At 68.7% G+C, this 23,025-nt stretch carries 20 protein-coding genes; 17 read left to right on the forward strand and 3 right to left on the reverse strand.

The annotated features are described in order from the left end of the window. The first annotated feature begins 22 nt into the window (after positions 1-22). Both N8I74_RS12500 and N8I74_RS12505 read left to right on the forward strand, forming a co-directional pair. Entirely contained in the window at positions 23-826 is an 804-nt protein-coding gene (locus N8I74_RS12500; RefSeq protein ID WP_263123439.1) for an alpha/beta hydrolase, read from the forward strand. 12 nt (positions 827-838) lie between these two features. Then, positions 839-2,014, forward strand: a complete 1,176-nt coding sequence (locus tag N8I74_RS12505; protein WP_263123440.1) for an alpha-hydroxy acid oxidase — start codon at positions 839-841, stop codon at positions 2,012-2,014. A 20-nt stretch (positions 2,015-2,034) separates the two neighbouring features. Here N8I74_RS12505 and N8I74_RS12510 read toward each other — a convergent pair whose 3' ends face one another. Further along, complete coding sequence (locus N8I74_RS12510) at positions 2,035-3,294, reverse strand: D-amino acid dehydrogenase (RefSeq protein WP_263123441.1); 1,260 nt, start codon at positions 3,292-3,294, stop codon at positions 2,035-2,037. A 159-nt stretch (positions 3,295-3,453) separates the two neighbouring features. Here N8I74_RS12510 and N8I74_RS12515 point away from each other — a divergent pair, with 159 nt between their 5' ends. The 12 genes from N8I74_RS12515 to N8I74_RS12570 all read left to right on the forward strand — a co-directional run bounded on the left by N8I74_RS12515 (position 3,454) and on the right by N8I74_RS12570 (position 16,437). Then, positions 3,454-5,289: an ATP-binding protein gene (locus N8I74_RS12515; RefSeq protein ID WP_263123442.1), complete on the forward strand. Its 1,836-nt coding sequence runs from the start codon at positions 3,454-3,456 to the stop codon at positions 5,287-5,289. A 198-nt stretch (positions 5,290-5,487) separates the two neighbouring features. After that, complete coding sequence (locus N8I74_RS12520) at positions 5,488-7,401, forward strand: methyl-accepting chemotaxis protein (protein WP_263123443.1); 1,914 nt, start codon at positions 5,488-5,490, stop codon at positions 7,399-7,401. Beyond that, positions 7,398-8,864, forward strand: a complete 1,467-nt coding sequence (locus tag N8I74_RS12525; RefSeq protein ID WP_263123444.1) for a chemotaxis protein CheW — start codon at positions 7,398-7,400, stop codon at positions 8,862-8,864. The genes N8I74_RS12520 and N8I74_RS12525 overlap by 4 nt, the downstream gene beginning before the upstream one ends. Further along, positions 8,857-9,948 carry a chemotaxis-specific protein-glutamate methyltransferase CheB gene (gene cheB / locus N8I74_RS12530; protein WP_263123445.1) on the forward strand — a complete coding sequence of 364 codons (1,092 nt, stop codon included), beginning with the start codon at positions 8,857-8,859 and terminating at the stop codon, positions 9,946-9,948. Before N8I74_RS12525 ends, cheB begins: the two co-directional genes overlap by 8 nt. Continuing rightward, on the forward strand, positions 9,939-10,556 hold the full coding sequence (locus tag N8I74_RS12535; protein WP_263123446.1) for a HEAT repeat domain-containing protein: 618 nt from the start codon (positions 9,939-9,941) through the stop codon (positions 10,554-10,556). The genes cheB and N8I74_RS12535 overlap by 10 nt, the downstream gene beginning before the upstream one ends. Continuing rightward, positions 10,549-11,400, forward strand: coding sequence for a CheR family methyltransferase (locus N8I74_RS12540; protein ID WP_263123447.1), 852 nt, complete (start codon positions 10,549-10,551; stop codon positions 11,398-11,400). Before N8I74_RS12535 ends, N8I74_RS12540 begins: the two co-directional genes overlap by 8 nt. A gap of 27 nt (positions 11,401-11,427) precedes the next feature. Then, a complete protein-coding gene (locus N8I74_RS12545; protein WP_263123448.1) occupies positions 11,428-11,799 on the forward strand; it encodes a response regulator in 372 nt (123 codons plus the stop codon). Next, positions 11,792-13,966, forward strand: coding sequence for a chemotaxis protein CheA (locus tag N8I74_RS12550; protein WP_263123449.1), 2,175 nt, complete (start codon positions 11,792-11,794; stop codon positions 13,964-13,966). The genes N8I74_RS12545 and N8I74_RS12550 overlap by 8 nt, the downstream gene beginning before the upstream one ends. Continuing rightward, complete coding sequence (locus N8I74_RS12555) at positions 13,966-14,259, forward strand: hypothetical protein (RefSeq protein ID WP_263123450.1); 294 nt, start codon at positions 13,966-13,968, stop codon at positions 14,257-14,259. Before N8I74_RS12550 ends, N8I74_RS12555 begins: the two co-directional genes overlap by 1 nt. Then, on the forward strand, positions 14,256-14,639 hold the full coding sequence (locus N8I74_RS12560; RefSeq protein WP_263123451.1) for a response regulator transcription factor: 384 nt from the start codon (positions 14,256-14,258) through the stop codon (positions 14,637-14,639). The genes N8I74_RS12555 and N8I74_RS12560 overlap by 4 nt, the downstream gene beginning before the upstream one ends. Further along, positions 14,636-15,256 (forward strand): chemotaxis protein CheC, encoded by a 621-nt coding sequence (locus N8I74_RS12565; protein WP_263123452.1) that lies wholly within the window; start codon positions 14,636-14,638, stop codon positions 15,254-15,256. The genes N8I74_RS12560 and N8I74_RS12565 overlap by 4 nt, the downstream gene beginning before the upstream one ends. Before the next feature lie 2 nt (positions 15,257-15,258). After that, entirely contained in the window at positions 15,259-16,437 is a 1,179-nt protein-coding gene (locus N8I74_RS12570; RefSeq protein WP_263126749.1) for a sensor histidine kinase, read from the forward strand. A 6-nt stretch (positions 16,438-16,443) separates the two neighbouring features. Here N8I74_RS12570 and N8I74_RS12575 read toward each other — a convergent pair whose 3' ends face one another. Next, the gene (locus tag N8I74_RS12575; protein WP_263123453.1) at positions 16,444-17,394 is read right to left on the reverse strand and encodes an alpha/beta fold hydrolase; all 951 of its coding nucleotides are present in this window, start codon (positions 17,392-17,394) and stop codon (positions 16,444-16,446) included. A 222-nt stretch (positions 17,395-17,616) separates the two neighbouring features. Between N8I74_RS12575 and N8I74_RS12580 the strand changes: the two genes are divergently transcribed. From N8I74_RS12580 to N8I74_RS12590, 3 genes are all read left to right on the forward strand, one after another. Next, on the forward strand, positions 17,617-18,663 hold the full coding sequence (locus tag N8I74_RS12580) for an SDR family oxidoreductase (RefSeq protein WP_263123454.1): 1,047 nt from the start codon (positions 17,617-17,619) through the stop codon (positions 18,661-18,663). A gap of 78 nt (positions 18,664-18,741) precedes the next feature. Next, positions 18,742-19,263, forward strand: coding sequence for a class I SAM-dependent methyltransferase (locus N8I74_RS12585; protein ID WP_263123455.1), 522 nt, complete (start codon positions 18,742-18,744; stop codon positions 19,261-19,263). Between the two features lie 140 nt (positions 19,264-19,403). After that, complete coding sequence (locus tag N8I74_RS12590; protein WP_263123456.1) at positions 19,404-20,159, forward strand: trans-aconitate 2-methyltransferase; 756 nt, start codon at positions 19,404-19,406, stop codon at positions 20,157-20,159. Between the two features lie 81 nt (positions 20,160-20,240). Here the strand turns inward: N8I74_RS12590 and acnB are convergent, their stop codons facing one another. Then, complete coding sequence (gene acnB / locus N8I74_RS12595) at positions 20,241-22,832, reverse strand: bifunctional aconitate hydratase 2/2-methylisocitrate dehydratase (RefSeq protein ID WP_263123457.1); 2,592 nt, start codon at positions 22,830-22,832, stop codon at positions 20,241-20,243. Positions 22,833-23,025: the final 193 nt, after the last annotated feature.

Consider the following 23,025-nt stretch of genomic DNA (forward strand, 5'->3'; position numbering starts at 1 on the left):
CCGCCTCAAGGACTTCTAATCCATGCAAAGAATCGAGCTTCCCCTGTGGCCGGGCCGGCCGCCCTTCGCCACCGGTCCCTACCCCGACGACACGCCCGTCATCGAGGCCTACCTGCCGGACCCGACGGTACGCACCGGCTACGGCATGCTGGCGCTTCCCGGCGGCGGCTACTCGTTCCTGTCCGAGAAATCCGGGCGGCAGTACGGCGAATGGTTCGCCGGGCGCGGCATCGCGGTATTCGTGGTCCGGTTCCGGCTCGGGTCGCGCGGCTACAACTTCCGTGCCAAGTGCGCCGATGCCTATGCGGCGCTGTCGCTGGTGCGTGCCCACGCCGGCGAGTGGGGCATGGACCCGCAGCGCATCGGCGTGATCGGCACCTCGGCCGGGGGCCACCTGGCCGGCGTGCTGTGCACCGGGGCCGGCCGGACGCTGCTGGCGCAGGAAGGTGTCGGCGAGGTGGCGGATATCGCGCAGGTCCCCGGCTTCGGGGTGTTCTGCTATGGCGTGCTCAGCCTCACCGACCCGCTGGCGCATCGCGAGACCCGGGCCAACTTCCTTGGCGACTGGCAGCACGATGCGGCGATGCAACGCGCCTTCTCGCCGATCGAGGCCGTGCACGGCAGCTGCCCGCGCGCCTTTGTCTGGCATACCGGCGAGGATCTGGAAGTATCGGCCGAGCACAGCTGGCAGTTCACCCGCCGGCTGGCCGATGCCGGGGTGCCCCATGAGCTGCATCTTTACCAGAAGGGCGCGCACGCGCTCGGACTGGCGCGCGACGAAGGTCTGCACTGGGCGGAAGACTGCCTGCGCTGGATCACCGGCTGAGCGGCGCGGCAGATGGGCGTCGTCACCTGCATCGAAGACCTGCGGCATCTGGCGCGCCGACGCCTGCCGCGCATGTTCTACGACTATGTCGATACCGGCTCGTGGACCGAATCCACCTACCGCGCCAACCGGCATGATCTTGCCGCGCTGCGGCTGCGTCAGCGCGTGCTGGTGGATATCCAGCATCGCAACCTGCGATCGGCCATGCTGGGCGAGCCGGTCACGATGCCGGTGGCACTGGCACCGACCGGCCTGACCGGCATGCTGCACGCCGACGGCGAGATCCTGGCGGCGCAGGCGGCCGAGGCATTCGGCGTGCCGTTCACCCTGTCCACGATGAGCATCTGCTCGATCGAGGACGTGGCCAGCCATACCGGCAGACCATTCTGGTTCCAGCTCTACATGCTGCGCGACCGCGACTTCATGGCCCGGCTGATCGAGCGGGCCCGGGCCGCGCGCTGCTCGGCGCTGGTGCTGACCGTGGATCTGCAGATCATGGGCCAGCGCCACAAGGATCTGAAGAACGGATTGAGCGCTCCGCCACGGCCCACGCTGGCCAACTGGCTCAATCTGGCCACACGGCCGGCGTGGTGCTGGCGCATGCTCAACACCCGGCGCCGCAGTTTCGGCAACATCGTCGGCCACGCTGCCGGCGTCACCGACACCGCGTCGCTCGCAGCATGGAACGCGCGTCAGTTCGACCCCACGCTCAGCTGGCAGGATGTCGCCTGGGTCAAGCAGCGCTGGCAAGGCAGGCTCGTGCTCAAGGGCATCATGGACGTGGCGGACGCGCGGCTCGCCGCTGCCGCCGGCGTGGATGCGCTGATCGTCTCCAACCATGGCGGCCGCCAGCTCGACGGCGCGCCATCGAGCATCTCGGTGCTTGCCGACATCGTCGACGCGGTGGGACACCAGGTGGAAGTGCACATGGACGGCGGCATCACCTCGGGACAGGACGTGCTCAAGGCGCTGGCTACCGGCGCGCGCGGCGTCTACATCGGCCGGGCCTTCCTGTACGGGCTGGCCGCAAGGGGCCGCCAGGGGGTGTTGGACAGCCTTGCCATCATCCACAAGGAGCTGGACACCACCATGGCGCTGTGCGGCATCACCGATGTCGCGGCACTGGACCGGTCAGTGCTGCTGCGCCAGGGCCGGCTCCCGGCAGCGGCAGGGCCCGGCCCAGCCTGAATCCAACTGGCGCGCCCGTTTCACCCGGGCTGCCCGAGGAAGGGGAAATCGACCTGCGGGCGCTGGCCGTCGACCATCTGCGCCAGCGCCAGCCCCGAGCCGCACGCCTCGGTCCAACCCAGCGTGCCGTGGCCGGTGTTGAGGTAGAGGTTGGGATAGCGGGTGCGGCCGATATAGGGCAGGTTGCTGGGCGTGGCCGGACGCAGGCCGCACCAGAATTCGGCCGCCCCGTAGTCAGCCCCGTCGGGAAAGATGTCGCGGGTGCGCTCGATCAGCGCCTGGCAGCGCACCGGGTTGAGCGACAGATCATAACCGTTGAATTCGGCCGTGCCGGCCACGCGCAGCCGGTCTCCCAGCCGCGAGAACACCAGCTTGTGCCCATCATCGGTCAGGCTGACGGTCGGCGCATGTTGTCCCGGGCGTACCGGGATGGTGGCCGAGTAGCCCTTGGCCGGGTAGATCGCAAGTCGTATCCCGAGCGGTCCCAGGTGCAGCGGGCTGTAGCTGCCCAGGCACACCACGATGGCATCGGCCTGCAGCGCCGCCGGACCGGTGGCATCGCGCAGGCGCACATGATCGATGCGCCCGCCGGCCGCGGCGAAGCCCTCGATCACGCAGTCGTAGCGGAACACCACGCCCAGCCGTGCGGCATGCGCAGCAAGCTGGTCGGTGAACTTGCGCGCATCGCCCGACTCGTCGGACGGGGTGTAGGTGCCGCCGACGATGGGGCGGCGCGATCGGGCAAGTGCCGGTTCGATCGCCAGGCATTCGGCGGCGCTCTTCACCTGCCGGTCCAGGCCCACGTCGCGCATCGCGGCGGCGGCCGGGATGGCGGCTTCGAATTCGGCCGGATCGGTGTAGTAATGCAGGATGCCCTCGGTGCGCGCATCGTAGTCCAGCGCCAGCTCGCTTCTGAGCGCCTGCAGCGTGGCACGGCTGTAGAGCCCGAGCCGCACCAGGTGCTGCAGGTTGGCGCGCGCCCGCGCCGGGGTGCACTGGCGCAGGAAACCCAGGCCCCAGCGCCACAGTGCCGGATCGGCCCGCAGCCGGAACAGCAGCGGCGCATCCTCCTCGCCCAGCCATTGCAGCGCCTTCCACGGCGCCTTGGGATTGGCCCACGGTTCGGCATGGCACACCGAGATCTGGCCGCCGTTGGCGTAGCTGGTCTCGCGCGCCGCTTCAGGTGCACGCTCGATCACAGTGACGGCGTGGCCCGCCCGTGCGAGGAACCATGCCGTCGTCACCCCGATCACCCCCGCTCCCAGTACTGCAATCCGCATCGCTGTCTCCCTTGCCCGGCATAGGGGGGCCATTATGCCGCGCCCACCACCGCAGGGCGCTGCGCAGCGTCAAGCAACACTGCCGCCGCCCTGGAAAAGCGGCACGCCGGTTTGTCGGATAGACTACGCGGGGCGCATTCCCGCCCATGACCGATGCCCATGAAACTATCGCTGCGTACCGCGCTCATCCTTGCCATCCTCGTGGGCCTGCTGCTGCCAGCCACCATCGCCAGCTACCTCAGGCTCGATTCCCAGCTGGGCAAGGCACGTCTGCAGAGCCAGCGTGACCACGCCCGGCTTGCGGACATCCTGATGCTGGGCATGCAGGAGCCGCTGTGGAACCTGTCGCCCGAATCGGGCCGGCCGTTGCTCGATTCGGTGATGAGCGATGAACGGGTGGTGCGGGTGCTGGTCAGCGACAACGCGCTTGGCACCTTCCTGGCCGCCAACCGGCCGGAGCGGCGCCAGGGGCAGCGCTATACGCTGACCCGGATGGTATCCAAGCAAGGCACGCAGATCGGCAAGGTGACCGTCGAGTTCGACGATGGCAGGGTGATTGCCCAGATCCGCGGCGAGCAGCGCCAGACCATCGTGTCGGTGCTGGTGCAACTGGCGGTCAGCCTGGGCCTGATCCTGTTCCTGCTCGATTCGCGCGTGGTCAAGCCGCTGGCGGCACTGTCACGGCAATCCAGAAAGCTGGCGGAGCAGGAACTGGACGAGCCCTTCATCTGGAAGCGCGAGGACGAACTGGGCCAGCTGGGCCACAGCCTGGAGGCCACGCGGCAATCGCTCAAGTCGCTGATCGACACGCTGGAGCAGAAGAACCTGCAGCTGGAGGCGGACCTGATCAGCCGCCGCCATATCGAATCGGCATTGCGCGCCAGCCAGGACCGCTTCCAGCGGCTGGTCGAATCCACCCGCGTCATCCCATGGGACGCCAACCCCGAGGAATGGCGCTTCATCTATGTCGGCCCCCGTGCCGAGGCGCTGCTGGGCCACCCGCTGGCGGTGTGGTACCACGAGAACTTCCTGTCCACCTATCTGCATCCGGATGACCGCCATCTGGCGTATCAGCTGTTCACCACGGCCCATGCCGGCACCCCGGTGGAATTCGAATGCCGGCTGCTGGCGCGCGACGAGCGCACCGTGTGGGTCCATCTGCTGGCCGAGCACCGGCGCGACGAGGACGGGCACCATCTGCAGGGCTTTCTGATCGACATCACCGCGCGCAAGACGGCCGAGATCGAGCTGGAGCACTACCGCGGCCACCTTGAGGAAGGCATCGAGCAGCGCACCCGTGCACTGGCCGCCGCCAATCACGAGCTGGAGGCGTTCGCACAGTCGGTCGCGCACGACCTGCGCTCCCCGCTGCGCACCATCGAGGGCTATATCGAGGTGCTGCTGGACGACTACGGCGAGCGGCTGGACGGACGCGCCCGCAGCTATGTGACGCGCATGCGCGGCACCATGCGCCACATGGGCGCGCTGATCGACGATCTCTTGACGCTGTCGCGCCTGTCCCGCAGCGAAGTGCGCCGCCAGCCGGTCGACCTTGCCGAACTGGCACGCGGCATCGGCGAAGAACTGCAGGCACTGCACCCGGAACGCACGGTACGCCTGACACTGCCGGGTCGGCTGGTGGTCAGTGCCGATCCCAAGCTGATCCGCATCATGCTCTACAACCTGTTCGACAACGCCTGGAAATTCACCGCGCGCAATCCCGATCCGGCCATCGAATTCGGCATCACCGAAGCCAATGGCCAGCAGGTGTTCCATCTCCAGGACAACGGCGTGGGCTTCGACATGGCACAGGTGATGCGGCTTTTCCTGCCGTTCCAGCGCCTGCATCCGCCCGGCGAATTCGATGGCAACGGCATCGGGCTGGCCATTGCGCAGGCACTGGTGCGGCTGCATGGCGGGCGGATCTGGGCCAAGGGCGTTCCCGGGCAAGGCGCGGCCTTCTTCTTCACGCTGCCCGAAGGGCGGCTGCGCTGAACCATGCGGATGGCCTGGTCCTTGTAGGAATACGCCTACAACGCGATGCGCCATGCGGCCAAGGCAGGCAGGTGGCCGGCTGTATAGAATGGGTCGCCTTGAGCGCGGCCCAAACGCAAAGGCGTCCACAGCGGATGCCCGACGTATCCGCCACCCGCAATCGACAAATAAATCAAACCGATAAGGCAGCGGCAGAACATGGCGTTAGTACGCAAGGGGACAACGGCCGGCGATTACGCCGTGGCCGAGGATGCGGCGCGGCAGGCGGGTGACCGGGCCGAAGCGGAGCGGCTGCGCCAGCAGGCGCGCGTGTCGGCACGTCGCCAGCAACTGGCCGAACGGCTGGGCGCGGCCTCGCAGCAGCTGGTCGGCGGCATCGCCGACTCGGCCGCCGCCGCCGAGGAGCTGCAACACGCGATGACCCAGATCGCCGCCGGCGCCGAAGAGGCGGCCGGCTCCTCGCATGAATCGGCCGCCGCGGTGCAGGAGGCCGTGCAGCATTTCAACACGCAGCGCGACATCACGGCCGAGATGCAGCACAAGGTCGAGCAGCTGCATGCGCTGATCGCCAGCGTCGGCAGCGAGATCCGGTTCACCCTCGCCGGGGTGGACGTGATCGCCACCCGGCAGCGCGTCACCTCGCAGCGGGTGGGCACCATGACCGAATTCGCGCAGCGCATCGGCAATGTGGTCGAGCTGGTGCTGCATATCGCCGACCAGACCAACCTGCTGTCGCTCAATGCCGCCATCGAAGCGGCCAAGGCCGGGCGCCATGGCAAGGGCTTCGCCGTCGTGGCCGGCGAGATCAGGCTGCTCGCGACCGATTCCGAAGAGACCGCCGCCCGGGTGCGTGAACAGGTGCAGCATATCCAGCACGCGGTGGACGGGATCGCCGTCGGCATCGAACAGTCGGCACGCCGGATCGAGGAACAGCTGGGCACCAGCGCGCTGATCACGCGCCAGCTCGACCAGGTGCGCGGCGACATGGAGGCCGTGCTCGACAGCGCGCGCCGGATCAACGCCGGCGCCATCGAAGCGGTCTTCTCGGCGCAGCAGATGGCGCGTGGCACCGAAGTGGTGGCCGCCGCCGCCCAGCAGCAGGCGGCCGCCAGCGAAGAGATGATGCAGACCATCGGCGAGCAGAGCGCCGCGCTGTCGCAGGGCGAGGCGGCCGCCCGCGCGCTGGCCGACCTGGCCGCGCAGACCCGCCACAGCGGGCAGGTCCATTCCCAGGAACTGGCCGATGCGGCCCAGTCGCTGGCCATCACGGTGCACCAGTTGAGCCAGGCGTCGTCGCAGATCAGCGGCACACTGCAACAGATCGGGCGCGGAGCGCAGGAACAGTCGGTGGCCACGGCGCAGCAGGCCAGCGCCGCGGACCTGATCGAGCGCAATGCCCAAACCGCCGAGCGCGAGGCGCGCTCGGCGATCGAACGCACCGAGGCGGTACAGGCCCTGCTGCGCGACAACCGCGCCGCGGTGGAGGCACTGATCGAGGGGGTCCGCCACACCGAGCGCGACAACGGACGCAATCAGGACGAACTCGCGGCGCTCGACCGCGTGCGCCGACAGATCGACGCGGCTGTCGAAGCACTGGCGCTGCTGGCTATCCAGACCAATATGCTGGCGGTGACAGGCTCGGTGGAGGCCGCACGCGCTGGCGAGCATGGCCGCGGCTTCGTCACCGTGGCGACGGACATCAAGAAGCTCGCGCTGACTGCGCAGAGCAACGTCGGACAGATCCGCGAAGTGATCCGCGAAGCGCAGGACACGCTGTCCGAAGTGCGCCGCAGCGTCAGCGAGGTGGGCGCACTCGCCAGCGGCGAGGCGGCCAAGACCGAGCGCATCGCCGCAGGTCTGCTGGCAATGGAACAGGATCTGTCGCTGGTGGTGCAGCATGGCCACAGCGTGGTCAGCGCGGCCACCGAGATCAGCCAGCGCATGGCACTGGCCCGCCAAGGCGTAAGCCTGATCGCCGCGGCCGCCATGCAGGCCGGCCAATCGGCCGCCGAGGCATCGCTGGCGGCGCGCCAGCAGCTGCGCGGCATGGAGGATCTGGCGGCGGCGGTCGAAGAGACCGCGGCGCTGACGGATGAATTGAAAGCCCTATGAGCGAAGCCGCGCTGCAGACAAGCCCGGGCGGCGACGAGGCAGTGCCGTGGTTGCTGTATCGGGCGGGCGGCCTCGCCTGCGCCTCGCCCCTCACCCAGATCGCCGAGGTGGTGCGTGTGCCGGCGCTGCATCCGGTACCGCTGGCACCCGCCGCGATGCTGGGCCTGGTCAACCGGCATGGCCACGCAGTGGCAGTCCTCGGGCTGGCAGCGCTTCTGGATGCAGCGCAGCAGGCGCCCGGCCCGGCAAGCCGGCTGCTGGTGCTGCATGCACAGCGGCAGGCGGTGCTGGTGGACGCGGTGCAGGGCCTGGCGCTGTTGCCCGCGACGGCGGCGCGTCCGGCCACGGCCGAAGAGGCCGCCGCGGGCCTGGCCCAGGTGATCCCGGCACGCCCGGACCAGGACGAACGCCGCGTGCCGGACCTGGTCCGCCTCACCCGACCGGCCGCCGCGCCGGCCCGGCCTCCCGCGCCGCAACCGGCCATGCCGTCGCCACAAACCGAGACCGAAGGCGAGCTGCTGCTGGTCTTCCGGCTGGGCACCCAGGAATACGCGATGCCTGTCGCCGCCATCGAAGAGATCGTGCCGGCCCCGGCCCAATTGCTGGTCACCCCGCATATGCAGACCCATATGCTCGGGATGATGACGCGCCGCGGGCGGCTGCTGCCGGTGTTCGATACCCGCGCCGCGCTGGCCGCGCCGCAGGGGGCACCGGCACGGCACGTGGTGGTGCTGCGGCTTCGCGCTGGCACAGATGCCCCGGTCGAGGTCGGCCTGCTGGTCGAGACGGTGAGCGAGGTGCTGGATGCCGGGACCGCGCAGGCACAACCGGTGCCGCCGCTGCTGGCGCATACCCGGCGGATGAATGAGATTGCCGCCATCCTCAAGCTGGCCCAGGGCCGGCGGCTGGTCGCGCTGCTGACGCCCGAACGATTGCTGGATGAAACGGCCCTGTACGGCCTGGAGCCCGCCGTGTCCGACCTTTCCGATCCGACGTCGGCCACTGCCGGCGACGAGGCCCAGCATGTCCTGGTGTTCCAGGTCGGCGAGGCCGAGCTGGCCGTGGCCGTGGCCCAGGTGCAGGAGATCATCGCACTGCCCGATACGCTCACGCCCGCCCCGCTGGCGCGCCCGGATGTGTTGGGCGTGCTCAATCTGCGCGGCAACGCGTTGCCGGTGATCGACGCCCGGACCCGGCTCGGGCTGGGCGGGCCTGCCGCGGCGCAGCGCCAGCGTGTCGTGGTCGTGACCGGCGCCGGCGAGACACCGACCGGCGTGCTGGTCGACCGCGTCTGCGATGTGGTGGCACTGCCGGCGGGGGAGGATGCGTTGCCGCCGTTGTCGGCCGAGCAGGCGCTGCTGCTGCGCCGGGTGGTGCTGGACGCGGCGCGCATGCTGCTGGTGGTGGATGCCCGGACACTGCTGCATGGCGCACCGGAACTGGCCGAGGCCGTGCATGGCTGAAGCACGGCTACGCCTGCTGATCGTCGACGACTCCGCGCTGATGCGGCGCGAGCTGGCACGCCTGTTCGAGGAGGACGGGGGCTTCGAGGTGCTGACCTGCGCCGATGGCCCCAGCGCGCTGGAAGCGCTCACCCGGTTCGCACCGGACGTGGTGACACTCGATGTGACCATGCCCGGCATGGACGGGCTGACCGTGCTTTCACGGCTGATGGTCACCCGGCCCACGCCGGTGGTGATGGTCTCGGCCATCACCGAACATGGCTCGCTGGCCGCGCTCGAAGCGCTGGCGATGGGCGCAGTCGATTGCGTGGCCAAACCGCAGGGCTCCATCCTGCTCGGGCTCGGCCACGCCGGCGCGCAGATCGTCACCACCGTACGCGCCGCCGCCCATGCCCGGGTGGTACGCCCCACGCCACGCCGGCCGGCGCCGCCACAGGCTCCGCCGCACCGGCTGCCACCGGCCCCCCCCGGCAGCAACGGCCCCACCGGCGTGGTGCTGATCGGCGTGTCGACCGGCGGGCCGCGCGCGCTCGAACAGATCCTGCCGCGGCTGCCGGCCGGCTTTCCCTATCCCGTGGTGATCTGCCAGCACATGCCGGCCGCCTTCACCCACGCCTTCGCTGCACGGCTGGACCGGTTGTGCGCGCTGACGGTGAGCGAGGTGCGCGAATCATGCGTGCTCGAACCCGGACACGCCTATGTGGCCAAGGGCGAGACCGACCTGATGCTGCTGCGCCGCGACGAGCAGTTGATCGCCCAGCCGCGCCCCATCGATCCGGCCCACTACTGGCACCCGGCGGTCGAGGTGCTGGTGCGCAGCGCGCTGGCATGCGTGCCCGCTTCCCGCATCATCGGCGTGCAGCTCACCGGCATGGGCTACGACGGTGCGGCCGCCCTGTGCGAGGTGCACGCGCAGGGCGGGCTGACCATCGCCGAATCGGCCGAAAGCGCAGTGATCTTCGGCATGCCGCAGGCGCTGATCTCGGCCGGCGGCGCCACCGTGGTGCTGCCCGCCGGTGCCATCGCCGACCAATTGATCGCATGGGCACGCCGCCCTGCCCCGGAGGGCAAGCCATGGCCTTGATCCGCAAGGCGACCCAGCCGCCCGCGCCCACCGCTGATGTCGCGGACCCGCTGTGCCTGCTGCAGGCGCCCGACCCCTCCACCCGCGCGCACGCGGCACAGCGGCTTGCGCTGCAGCCTGGCGATGCCACCGTGGCCGCCGCACTGCTGGATACGCTCGCCGGCGAGCCCGAGGCGGCGGTGCGCGAGCGGCTGCTCACCGCGCTGATCGTCCATGCCGACACCGGGGTGGCGGCACGGCTGGCCGTGCTGCTGCGCCAGGCCGATGCACCGCGGCGTACCGAACTGGTGGATGCGCTGCGCCAGATGCCCGACGCATTCCACCCGCTGGTGCCCGGGTTGCTGGCCGATCCCGACCCGGACCTGCGCATCCATGTATTGAGCACGCTGGACGAATGTCCGGCGCCGCAGGTGCGGCAATGGCTGGTCGCAGTGCTGGAACACGACCCGCACGTCAACGTATGCGCCGGCGCGGTCGAAATCCTGGCCCGCATCGGCGAACCCGCGCAACTGCCGGCACTGCACCGGCTCAAGGCGCGCTTTCCCGACGCGGCGTTCATCGCCTTCGCCGCCGACCTCGCCGCGGCCAGGATCCAAGGGCATGCTTGACGTTCCCGCCCCGCTTGCGCTCAGCCAGGCCGATTTCGAACGCTTTCGCGATTTCTTCTACCGCAAGACCGGCATCCACTTCGAGGACAGCAAGCGCTATTTCATCGACCGACGCCTGCTGCTGCGTATCCGTGCCAGCGGGCACCGCGATTTCCAGCAGTATTTCACCACGCTGTTGACCGATGCGCAGGCCCCGGACGGGGAGCTGCAGCAGCTGATCAACGCGATGACGGTCAACGAGACCTATTTCCTGCGCGAGGCGCATCAGCTGCGCTGCCTGGTGGGCCCGATCCTGGACGAGGTGGCGCAGCGCCGCCCGGCCGACCAGCCGATCCGGATCTGGTCGATCCCGACTGCCTCGGGCGAGGAGGCGTACTCGCTGGCCATCTACCTGCTCGAATATTGGCCGCAACTGGCAACGCGCGATGTGGAGATCCTTGCCTCGGACATCGATACCGAGATGCTGGCGCGCGCACAGGAAGGGCTGTATGGCGAGCGCGCGCTGCAGCTGGTGCCCGACACGCTGCGCAGTCGGTATTTCAGCCGTGAGGCCGGCGGCTACCGGATCGATCCGACGCTGCGTGCGGCGGTGGCGTTCAGCTGCGTCAATATCACCGACCCGGCGGCAATGCAGTCCTGGCGCGACATCGACGTGGTGTTCTGCCGCAACCTGCTGATCTACTTCGACGATCTGTCGCGCCGCCGCACCGCCGAGGCGCTGTACGACGCGCTGCGGCCCGGCGGCTTTGTCTGCCTTGGCCACGCCGAATCGATGAGCCGTATCTCTTCTCTGTTCACCATCCGGAAGTTCGCCGATGCCATCGTCTACCAGAAACCCTGCTGAACATCGGCGCCCTGTCCGGGTCCGGCCATGAAGCGCGTGCTGATCGTCGATGACGCGGTCACAGTGCGCAGCTACCACCGGCAGGTGCTCGAAGCCGCGGGCTTTGTCGCCGACGAGGCGGCCAACGGCATGGAAGGGCTGGAAAAGGCGCTCTCGGGCCGCTACGACCTGTTTCTCATCGATGTGAACATGCCGCGGATGGATGGCTACTCGCTGCTGACGGCGCTGCGGCAGGCGGCCTCGCTGGCAGGCATCCCCGCCATCGTGATCACCACCGAGAGCGGGCCGGCGCAACAGGCCAGGGCCATCGCCGCCGGCGCCAATTTCATGCTCACCAAGCCGGTCACGCCCGAGGAACTCACGTTGTACGCACGCATGCTGGGCGGTGCCGATGTCTGATCCGGACCGGCTGCTGGCCCAGTTCCTCGACGAAACCCGCGAGCAACTGCTGACGCTGGCGCGGGCGCTGGCACAGCTGGCGCAACAACCGGACGCACGCGACGCGCTCGACGAGGCCCACCGGATGGTCCACACCATCAAGGGCTCGTGCGGACTGTTTGAGCTGCAGCCCATCCTGGCGATCACCCATGCAGCGGAGAACCTGCTGATGCAGGCGCAGCAGGGCACACATCGGCTGTCCGCCAGCGAGATCGATGCACTTGGCGCCGCCTTCGACGATGTCGCCGACTGGCTGGAGGCATTCGACGGCCACGCCTTGCCGCACCAGGCCGACCCGGCGGCACAGCAGCATGTGCATGCCCTCGACCCGCAATCGGCAAGGCCGGCGCAGCAGCACACGGCCGCGGCGGCATTCGACTCGCTGCCCGCCGCGCTGCGTACCCGGCTTGCCGCCCATGCCGACGCACGCGTCTATGTGCGCTATGCCCCCGATCCGGCGTGCTTCTTCAGCGGCGAAGACCCACTTTACACACTGCGCCAGCTTCCCGAGCTCATCGATCTGGCCATCGATGCCCCCGCGCGCGATGCGCTCGCCGCGCTCGACCCGTTCCACTGCCATCTGGTGTTCCACGCCGTCTCGGGTGCGTCGGACGAGGCCGTCGCGGCCGCGCTGCGCCCGCTGGCCGGGCAGGCGGCGTGGTGCGCACTGCCCGCCCCGACGGCCCGGCCATCGCCGGCGCTCGAACCGACGCTGGCGTTGCTGCGGCAGCAACAGGCGCTGCTGACGCACGCGATCGGACACGGCGAGGACGGGCCGTTGCATTCGGTCGCCACCGTGATGCGCAATTGCTGCGCGCTGCTGGGGCAACCCGATCCGCTGGCCGGCTGGGACAGCCACAACGGCGCACCGGCGCTGCAGCAGCGGCTCGCGGCGCTGCTTGCACAGCTGGCGGCACCGCAAGCGCCCGCCCCTGCGCCATCATCGGGCGAGCCGTCCGGTGTGCGCCAGGAGGCGCTGCGGATCGCCCCCGCCCTGCTGGATCGCCTTGCGGACAGTGCGGCCGAGCTTGCCGTCAGCCGCAACGCGCTGGGCGAGCTGGCGCAGCGCGCGTCGGCCCGGGGTGGCGAGGCTGCCTTTGCCCGCGACCTGGCAGGCTGGCATGAGCGACTGGACAGCCAGGTGCGCGCGCTGCAGGAAGCGCTGCAGGAGGCACGGCTGGTGCCGCTGGCCAACGTATTCCAGCGCCTGCCGCGGCTGGTGCGGCAATTGGCGCGGCAACTGGGCAAGGAGGTGACACTTGCGCTGGAAGGCGAGTCGATCCGCGTCGACAAGGAGATCGCCGACACGCTGTACGAGCCGCTGCTGCACCTGTCGCGCAATGCGCTGGACCATGGCATCGAGCCTGCCAGCGAGCGGCGGGCCCAGGGCAAGCCCGGTGGCGGCAGCCTCACCATCCGCGCCCGCCAGACCCCCGAGCGCCTGCAGGTCGAAGTGATCGACGACGGACGCGGTATCGACGTCGCGCAGGTACGGCAGCGCGCGCTCGCCCGTGGGCTGCAGCCACCCGACCGGCTTGCCGCGCTGTCCGACGCGCAGGCGATGCAGCTGGTGTTCACGCCCGGTTTCTCCACCGCGGCGACAGTCACCGAGGTATCCGGGCGTGGCGTGGGCATGGACGCGGTGCGCCATGCCGTCGGCGCGGCCGGCGGCAGTGTCACGCTCGACAGCGTGGCAGGCGGCGGCACCACGGTCAGCTTGTCGCTGCCGTTGCAACGCGCGTTGACCCAGGCGCTGGTGGTGGAAGCGGCCGGCCAACGTTTCGGCATTGCCATCGCCCACCTGCTCGAAGTAATCCAGCCGCAGCCGCAGGCGCTGCATCAGGTGAAATCCAGCCTGGCGCTGCACTGGCGCGGCGAAGTGGTGCCGCTCGTGGATCTGGCCCAGGCGCTCGGACTGCCCTGCCCGCCCGCCCATCCGGCGACAGCGGTCATCACCGTCACGCGCCACGGCCCGGTCGCGCTGGCGCTCGACGCGGTGCACGACAGCCAGGAAGTGACGGTCAGGCCCCCGTCCGGCGTCCTGGCCGGCGTGGCGTGCTACGACGGCACCGCGCTGCTGGCCGACGGCAGCATCCTGCTGATCCTCAACCCGGATGGACTGATCTGATGCCTTGCGACCTCACAGACGGTATCCTTCGGCTGACCGGCGTCTGCGGCATCGACGACGTGGCGCCGCTGGCGCAACTGCTGTTTGCCGAACCGCGGGCCGGCATCGATCTTTCGGGTTGCCGGCACCTGCATTGCGCCGTCCTGCAGCTGCTGCTGGCGGGCGGGCGCCCGCTGCTCGCGCCGCCGCAGGATCCATGGACCGCGCGCTTCGTGATGCCCCTGTTGAATTGTTCCACCGACCCCGGCGCGGGCAGCGCGCCGGGTGGCCAGGCCCTGAAGGAGGCGCCATGACCCAATCCCAGACCAAGACCGTCCTGATCGTCGACGACAGTACGCTGTCGCGCATGCTGATCCGCAACCTGATCGTCGAGCGCCATCCGGACTGGACCATCCTGGAAGCCGCCAGCGGCGAGGCGGCGCTGGAATTGGTCGGTACCACCCGGCCCGACCTGATCACGCTGGATCTGAACATGCCCGGCATGAACGGACTGGAAGCCGCAGTCGCGCTCAATGCGCAATGCCCTTCGGCCAAGCTGGCCGTGCTGACGGCCAACGTGCAGGACAGCATCCGGCAGAAGGTCCAGGCGCTGGGCATCTTCTTTGTCGCCATGGTTGAAAAGCCGGTGACGCGCGCGGGCGTGGACAAGATCCTGTTCGGGCTTGCGCCATGAACATCGCGCTGACCCCGCTGCAGCAGGACACGCTGACCGAATTCTTCAATATCGCGATGGGACGCGCCGCCTCGACGCTGAGCCGGATGGTCAATGAGGAAGTCGCGCTCAGCGTGCCGCAGATGCGTTTCGTGCAGCGCAGCGAGGCGGCGCTGTTGATGGGCGACGGCGGGGAGCGCATCTGCAGCGTGATGCAGACGGTGCGTGGCGATTTCGATGCCGATGCGCTGCTGATCTTTCCCGAGATGCGCAGCCTGGAACTGGTGCGGCTGATGATCGGCGACGTGGTGCCGCTCGAGGACATCACCGAAATGGAGCAGGAGGCGCTGACCGAGGTGGGCAACATCATCCTCAATGCCTGCATCGGCACGCTGGCCAACCTGCTGCGGGGCGAATTCTCGATCGGCCTGCCGCTGTTCCGGCTGGGCACCTGCACCGATATCTTCCATGGCGACCGGCCGGAGCATGACGAACTGGTGCTGCTGCTGCATATCAATTTCAGCGTGGAGCGCTACGCCATCCAAGGCTACGTGGTGTTCCTGCAGGACGTGGCCTCGTTCACCGGCTTCACCGATAGCATCAACCGCTTCCTGGCCGATGCGGGAGCGGGAGCTTGAACATGACGCAGGGCGAGCTGCACTCGCAATATGATCTGGGCCTCCTCGCGCTTGCTGCGCTCAACGTCGGCGTCATCGTGCTCGACCAGGACGAGCGGGTGCGGCTGTGGAACAGCTGGATCGAGGCGCATTCGGGCGTGACGGCCGATGCAGCCCGGGGGCGGCCGCTGCTGGAGCTGTTCCCGCAACTGGCGGGCGGCTACTTCCATGAGACCGTACGCGCCGCGCTCCACCAAGGCCACCCGGCAGTGCTGTCGCAATCGCTGCACGATGCACCGCTGCCGCTGTTCACCATCCCGCTGTCTGCCGCGGCGTCGCTGCTGCAGCACGTGCATGTCATCCCGCTGGCCGGCCCGTCCGGGCGCCACTGCCTGATCCAGGTGAACGACGCCAGCGCTGCGCACAAACGCGAATCCATGCTCAAGCGCAAGGCGCGGCTGCTGCAGGAAAGCCTGGAGTTGCAGCGCACCCTCACCGAGGAGCTGGAACGCAGCCATATCAACCTGGAAGCGCTGGTGCAGGCGCGTACCGCCGAGCTGGAGGAGCTGGCGGGCCACCTGCAGGATCTGAGCGAGCGTGAGAAGGCGGACCTCGCGCGCGAGCTGCACGACGAGCTGGGCGCGCTGCTCACCGCGATCCGCATCGACATCTCGTGGCTGCAGCGCACCATCAGCGAATGGCCGGCGACCGCCGGCACCAAGCTGCAGCGCATCCAGGACAATCTGGATCAGGGCATCCAGCTCAAGCGTCGCATCATGGAAGGGATGCGCCCGACGCTGCTGTCCAATTTCGGCCTCGTGGTCACGCTGCAGGAACTGGTCCGGGAACGCGCCGCACTCAACCAGTGGGAACTGGCGCTGGACCTGCCACCCGAGGACCTCACGCTGGGCGAGGATCTCTCGATCACGCTGTTCCGCATCACCCAGGAAGCCCTGACCAACGCCAGCAAATACGCGCAGGCCAGTCGGGTCATGGTGCGCCTGGCAGTCGACGAGGCGAATATCGTGCTCACGGTCGAGGACGACGGGATCGGCATGCCGGCCGGTACGGTGCAACCCCCGTACCGGCACGGCATCATCGGCATGCGGCACCGGGTGCTGGCGCGCAAAGGGCAGTTCGCCATCGAACCGGTGGCACCGCATGGCACCCGTGTCACGGTGCTGATCCCGCGCGCCGGCTGAGGGTACTCAGCCCAGCGTCTCGGCGCGCACCGCCGCTGCCACCTCGCCCGGGGCGATGTAGTGCAGCATATGGCCCATGCCGGGCAGCGCCTTGAGCACGCTGCCGGGCAGCTCCCGATGCAGCCGCAGGCTGTGCTTGTCCGGATCGATCACCCGGTCCTCCCTGCCGCACAGCAGCACCACCGGCACCTGTAGATGCCGGTAATGCGGCGCCAGCCGGGCCGCCGCCGTCATCAGGCCGGCGCTTTCCTGACCGGCCGCCTTGAGCTGCCATGGCCGCAGCATCAGGCCGGCAGGCACATGCCGCTCAAAGGCCGCCGGCACCTTGTGCGGCCAGAACAGCTTGCGCGTCAGCCCCGGCAACATCAGCCGGCTCAACAATGGCGACAGCGTATAGCGCAACAGCGTGCCCAACAGCGGCAGCGCCGGCGCACCCATCAACAACGCGTCCAGCCGTGGCTGCGGATAGTAGTAGCCGCTCAACAGCACCAGCTTGCGTGGCCGCACCGGGCCTTCGAGTGCCAGAGCCAGCGCAACCAGCGTGCCCCAGGAATGGCCGACGAGCACCGGGTCCGCCACCCCCAGCTGCTGCAATGCCCGCCCGAGCAGCGCAGCCTGGCGGCGCGGATCGTGCAGCAGCGAGCCGGCATTCTCGCTGTAGCCGAATCCGGGGCGGTCGAACGCGATCACCCGATAGCTGCGGGCCAGGTCGGCCACGAGGCCGCTGCCGGCGAAGTCGTTGGCCAGGGCACCGTTGCCGTGCAGCAGCACCACCGGCTCGCCGCTGCCCTGTTCGATGTAATGCAGCCGTACCCCGTCCACCGTGACAAAGCCTCCCGTCGGCGGGTGCGCGGCCTCGGCCTGCCGGGCCTTGCGGTTGAACCACCATGCGGTCAGTGCGCACGCCGCCGCGAGCGCCACGCCGACCTGCACGCTGCGATTGGACCGTTCCGTCATCCTGTTGCTCCCTCGATCAGATCGGCCCGCTTCGAAGCAAGAACCGCTCCCGGCACCGCCACCCTCGCCGCCCGCCAGCCGGCCCACACACACCCTGTAACTTCTACGGCCCCGCCGGTAAAAGCTGCAGCGGCAGCGACGCTGTGCGCCAGCGATGGCATTGCGCCGGCCTGGCACCCATCCTGCTATGCGTGCTGGCACTGTTTCCACAAGGAGAACGACATGCGACGCAAAGCCCTGGCACAACAGGTGGTGGTGGTGTTTGGCGCATCCAGCGGCATCGGCCGGGCAACCGCGCTGCGCTTTGCGCAGGCCGGCGCACGGGTGGTGGTGGCCGCGCGGGGAAAGCCGGGGCTCGATTCGCTGGTGGAGCAGATCACCGCACAAGGTGGCCAGGCGGCGGCGATGGTGGCGGATGCTGCGGATTTCGCGCAGGTCACGGCCGTAGCGGACTTCGCGGTACGTACCTTCGGCACGCTCGATACCTGGGTGCAGGTGGCGGCAGTGTATGTGGTCGGCCGCTTCCAGGACCTGACCCCGGCCGAATTCCAGCATTCGTTGAATGTGAACACCATGGGCCAGGTGCACGGCGCGATGGCGGCGCTGCCGCACCTGCGCGGCAACCCGGCGGGCGGCACGCTGATCCACGTCTCGTCGATCGAGGCCATCCGCGCCTTTCCATACAAATCGGCCTACGCCTGCTCCAAACATGCGATCCCCGGCTTCCTGGACGCATTGCGGGTGGAGCTCAAGCACGACGGGGTGCCGGTGGACGTGGTCAATGTGATGCCGGCAGCGATCAACACCCCGCTGTTCCGCAAGGGCCTGTCCAAGATCGGCGTCAAGCCGGCCGCGCCGCCGCCGATCTATCAACCCGAGCTGGTCGCCGATGCCATCGTCCGGGCCGCGACACATCCGCAGCGCGACATCATCGTCGGCGGCGCCGGCCAGATGTTCATTTCGCTGCACAAGCTGTGTCCGACGCTGATGGACGTGCTGGTGGGCCTGTTCGGCTTTCGCGGCCAACGCAGCGACGAGGCCAAACTGCCGCAGGACCGCAATGCGTTCTGGCAACCGCTGACCGACGACAACGCGGTGCACGGCGAATTCAACGATGTCGCGGTCCGGCATAGTCCCTATACTTGGCTCGCCACGCACCGCCCGGCCCGATACCTGCTGCTGGCCGGTGCCGCCGCGCTGCTCGCCGCCGCGCTCAGCAAGGGCATGCACTCGCAACCGGCACGCCGATCGGGCCGCCTGCAGCGTTGAACGGGAGAGCGGAACGCAGATGCATACGATGGCAACCGGTGCCGTGGCATCGCGGGCTGCCGCCCGCCAGGATGCATCGTGAGCGCCGTCCCGGCACGACTGCGTTGGGCCGCCCGGCTGCTGGCCCCCACACCAGGGCAACGCATCCTGGAAATCGGCTGTGGCAGCGGCGTGGCGCTCGGACTGGTCAGCCCGCAGCTTGGGCAGGATGGGCACATCGTCGGCGTGGACCGTTCCGCAAAGGCCATCGCCGCCTGCGCCGCACGCCATCGTGCCGTGCAGGCGTGCGGCCGGATGGCGCTGCTGCAGGGTGAATTCGAGACCATGGCATTCGACAGCGGCGCCTTCGACAGCATCTTCGCCGTGAACGTCAATGCCTTTTGGCTCAAGCCAGCCCCGTCGTTCGGCGCGCTGCGGCCCTGGCTGGCACCGCGGGGAAGCGTGCTGCTGGTATACGCGCCGCCGGACCCCGCCCGGCTTGAACAGATTGTTGCCACCTGCTGCGCCGCCTTGCCTGCAGTGGCGCTGGCGTGCCACGCCATCGTGCCCGCCCCGGCCGACGCGCCGGGCATGCTTGCCATCGTGGCACAGGCCCGCTGAGCGGCTGCCCGACGAACGCCGCGCACCGGCTGACGCCGCCGGGATGCATCCCGCTACAATCGGCCCTGCCCTGCACCGCAGCAGTCCCGCCTGCCGCGTCCTCGCAGGACCATTCCCGCCAGACCAGACAAGGAACGCCCATGTGGAACCCCGAGCTGTACCTGCAATTCGCCGATGAGCGTGCGCGCCCTTTTCACGACCTGGTCGCGCGGATCGGTGCGCCCTCGCCGCAGCGCGTGATCGACCTGGGCTGCGGACCGGGCAACCTGACCGCCACGCTGGCGCAGCGCTGGCCCGGGGCACGGATCGAAGGCTTTGATGCGGATGCCGCCATGGTGGCGGCGGCGCAGGCGCGCGGGCTGGCGGTCAGCCGGTTGGACGCGCGGGATTGGCTGCCCGCGGCCGACATCGACGTGGTGATCAGCAATGCGGTGCTGCAATGGGTACCGGAGCACGACGCCTTGCTGGCACGCTGGATGGCGGCCTTCGCACCGGGGAGCTGGCTGGCATTCCAGGTACCGGCCAACTTCGGCGCCCCGTCACACCGGCTGGTGGACGAACTGGTGCGCTCGGCACCGTGGCAGAGCCAGCTGCTGGCGCACTGGCGCGACAATCCGGTGTCCACGCCCGACGAATACGCCCGCCTGCTGCTGGACGCCGGCAGCACGATCGATGTCTGGGAGACCACTTACCTGCATGTGCTCGGCGGCGACGATGCGGTGTTCACCTGGCTGTCCGGCACCGCACTGCGCCCCTTGCGTGCGGCACTTGACGATGAGGCGTGGGCCGAATTCTCGGCTGCGCTCAAGCCTCGGCTTGCCGCTGCCTATCCGCAGCGCGGCGGGGTGACCCTGCTGCCGTACCGCCGTATCTTCGTGGTGGCGCACAAGCGCTGACCGTCACGGCCGCACGGCAGCCACGCCGGGCAACAAAAAGCCCACCGCGATGCGGTGGGCTTTTGCATCGGGATGCGCCGATCAGACGCTGGCCTTGTCGGCCTCGGCCTGGTAACGCGGCAGCTGGTCGAAGTTGAGGTAGCGGTACACCTCGGCACTCTTCTCGTTGATCACGCCGATGTCGGCCATGTACTCGGCCACGGTCGGGATGCGTCCGAGGCGCGAGGCAATGGCGGCCAGCTCGGCCGACGAGAGGAACACATTGGTGTTCTTACCCAGCCGGTTCGGGAAGTTGCGGGTCGAGGTCGAGACCACGGTCGCGCCTTCGCGCACCTGCGCCTGGTTGCCCATGCACAACGAGCAGCCGGGCATCTCGGTGCGTGCGCCGGCGCTGCCGAAGGTGCCGTAGTAGCCTTCCTCGGTCAGTTGCTCGGCATCCATCTTGGTGGGCGGGGCGATCCACAGCTTGACCGGGATGTCGCGCTTGCCTTCCAGCAGCTTGCCGGCGGCGCGGAAGTGCCCGATGTTGGTCATGCACGAGCCGATGAACACTTCATCGATCTTGGTACCGGCCACTTCCGAGAGCACTTTCACGTCGTCCGGATCGTTCGGGCAGGCCAGGATGGGCTCCGTCACGTCCGCAAGGTCGATCTCGATCACCGCGGCGTATTCGGCATCGGCATCGGGCGCGAGCAGCTGCGGGTTGGCCAGCCACTCTTCCATCTTCCTGATGCGCCGCGCCAGCGTCTTGGCGTCGCCATAGCCGTTGGCGATCATCGACTTCAGCAGCACGATGTTGGAGTTGAGGTATTCGATGATCGGCGCCTTGTCCAGGTGCACCGCGCAGCCGGCGGCCGAGCGCTCGGCGGAGGCGTCGCTCAGCTCGAACGCCTGCTCCACCTTCAGGTCCGGCAGCCCTTCGATTTCCAGGATGCGGCCGGAGAAGATGTTCTTCTTGCCGGCCTTGGCCACCGTCAGCAGCCCTTGCTTGATCGCGTACAGCGGAATGGCGTTGACCAGATCGCGCAGCGTGATGCCAGGCTGCAGCTGGCCCTTGAAGCGCACCAACACCGACTCGGGCATGTCCAGCGGCATCACGCCGGTTGCAGCGGCAAAGGCCACGAGGCCGGAGCCTGCCGGGAACGAGATGCCGATCGGGAAGCGGGTATGGCTGTCGCCGCCGGTACCCACGGTATCGGGCATCAGCATCCGGTTGAGCCAGGAGTGGATCACGCCGTCACCGGGCTTGAGCGATACGCCGCCGCGGTTGCGGATGAATTCGGGCAGCTCGTGGTGCATCTTCACGTCCACGGGCTTGGGGTAGGCCGCGGTGTGGCAGAACGACTGCATCACCAGGTCAGCCGAGAAGCCCAGGCACGCGAGATCCTTGAGTTCATCGCGGGTCATCGGGCCGGTGGTGTCCTGCGAGCCGACCGAGGTCATGCGTGGCTCGCAATAGGTGCCCGGGCGCACGCCCTGGCCTTCGGGCAGACCGCAGGCGCGGCCGACCATCTTCTGCGCCAGCGTGAAACCCTTGCTGGACTGGGTGGGCGCCTGCGGCAGCCGGAACACGGTCGAGGCCGGCAGGCCCAGCGCTTCACGCGCCTTGGCGGTCAGGCCGCGGCCGATGATCAGGTTGATCCGGCCGCCGGCGCGCACTTCGTCGAAGATCACCTCGGACTTGACGGCGAACTCGGCGACGACGGCGCCGTTCTTCTCGATCTTGCCGGCGTAGGGGTAGATGTCGATCACATCGCCCATCTCCAGTCCCGAGACGTCCACTTCGATCGGCAGCGCGCCGGAGTCTTCCTGGGTGTTGAAGAAGATGGGTGCGATCTTGCCACCGAGGCATACACCGCCGAAACGCTTGTTCGGCACGAACGGGATGTCATCGCCGGTCCACCACAACACCGAGTTGGTGGCCGACTTGCGCGACGAGCCGGTACCGACCACATCGCCGACGTAGGCGACCGGATGGCCCTTGGCAGCCAAGTCCCGCAGAAACTGGATCGGGCCGCGCTTGCCGTCCTCCTCGGGCACGAAGGCCGCGCCGGGACGGGTGTTCTTCAGCATGGCCAGCGCATGCAACGGGATGTCCGGGCGCGACCAGGCATCCGGCGCGGGCGACAGGTCATCGGTGTTGGTCTCGCCGGGCACCTTGAACACGGTGACGGTGATCTTCTCGGGCACGGCCAGGCGGCCGGTGAACCACTCGGCGTCGGCCCACGATTGGATCACGGCGCGGGCGTTGGCGTTGCCGGCATCGGCCAGCGCCTTCACATCGTGGAAATAGTCGAACATCAACAGGGTCTTCTTCAGGCCCTCGGCCGCCACGGCGCCCACTTCGGTGTCGGTGAGCAGGTCGATCATCGGCTTGATGTTGAAACCACCCAGCATGGTACCCAGCAGCTCGGTCGCCTTGGCCCGGCTGATCAGTGTACAGGCGGCCTTGCCCTGGGCGATTGCAGCGAGGAACGCAGCCTTGACCTTGGCGGCATCGTCCACACCCGGCGGCACGCGATGCGTGATCAGCTCGACCAGGAATGCCCCTTCGCCGGCAGGCGGATTGTTCAAGAGATCGACGAGTTCGGCGGTCTGCTGGGCGGTGAGCGGAAGCGGGGGGATACCAAGAGCGGCACGTTCTGCCACGTGCTGGCGATAGGCTTGAAGCATGATCGACCTTTGCGGTTACGGGTTGGCGCCGGCTGCCGCCCGGGCCGGGCCGCAGCTTCGTGAGCTTGGCGCAGAGAGTACGAGAAAGCGCGATATGACACAAACGAGTAATCGCCACAGCGAGTGTGAGCTAAACTCACAGTGTTACGGATCATCCCGCAGCCAGCCCGATGTCGCGCCGAACACCGCCCAT

The sequence above is a fragment of the Chitiniphilus purpureus genome, from assembly GCF_025642115.1.
GTDB lineage: Bacteria > Pseudomonadota > Gammaproteobacteria > Burkholderiales > Chitinibacteraceae > Chitiniphilus > Chitiniphilus purpureus.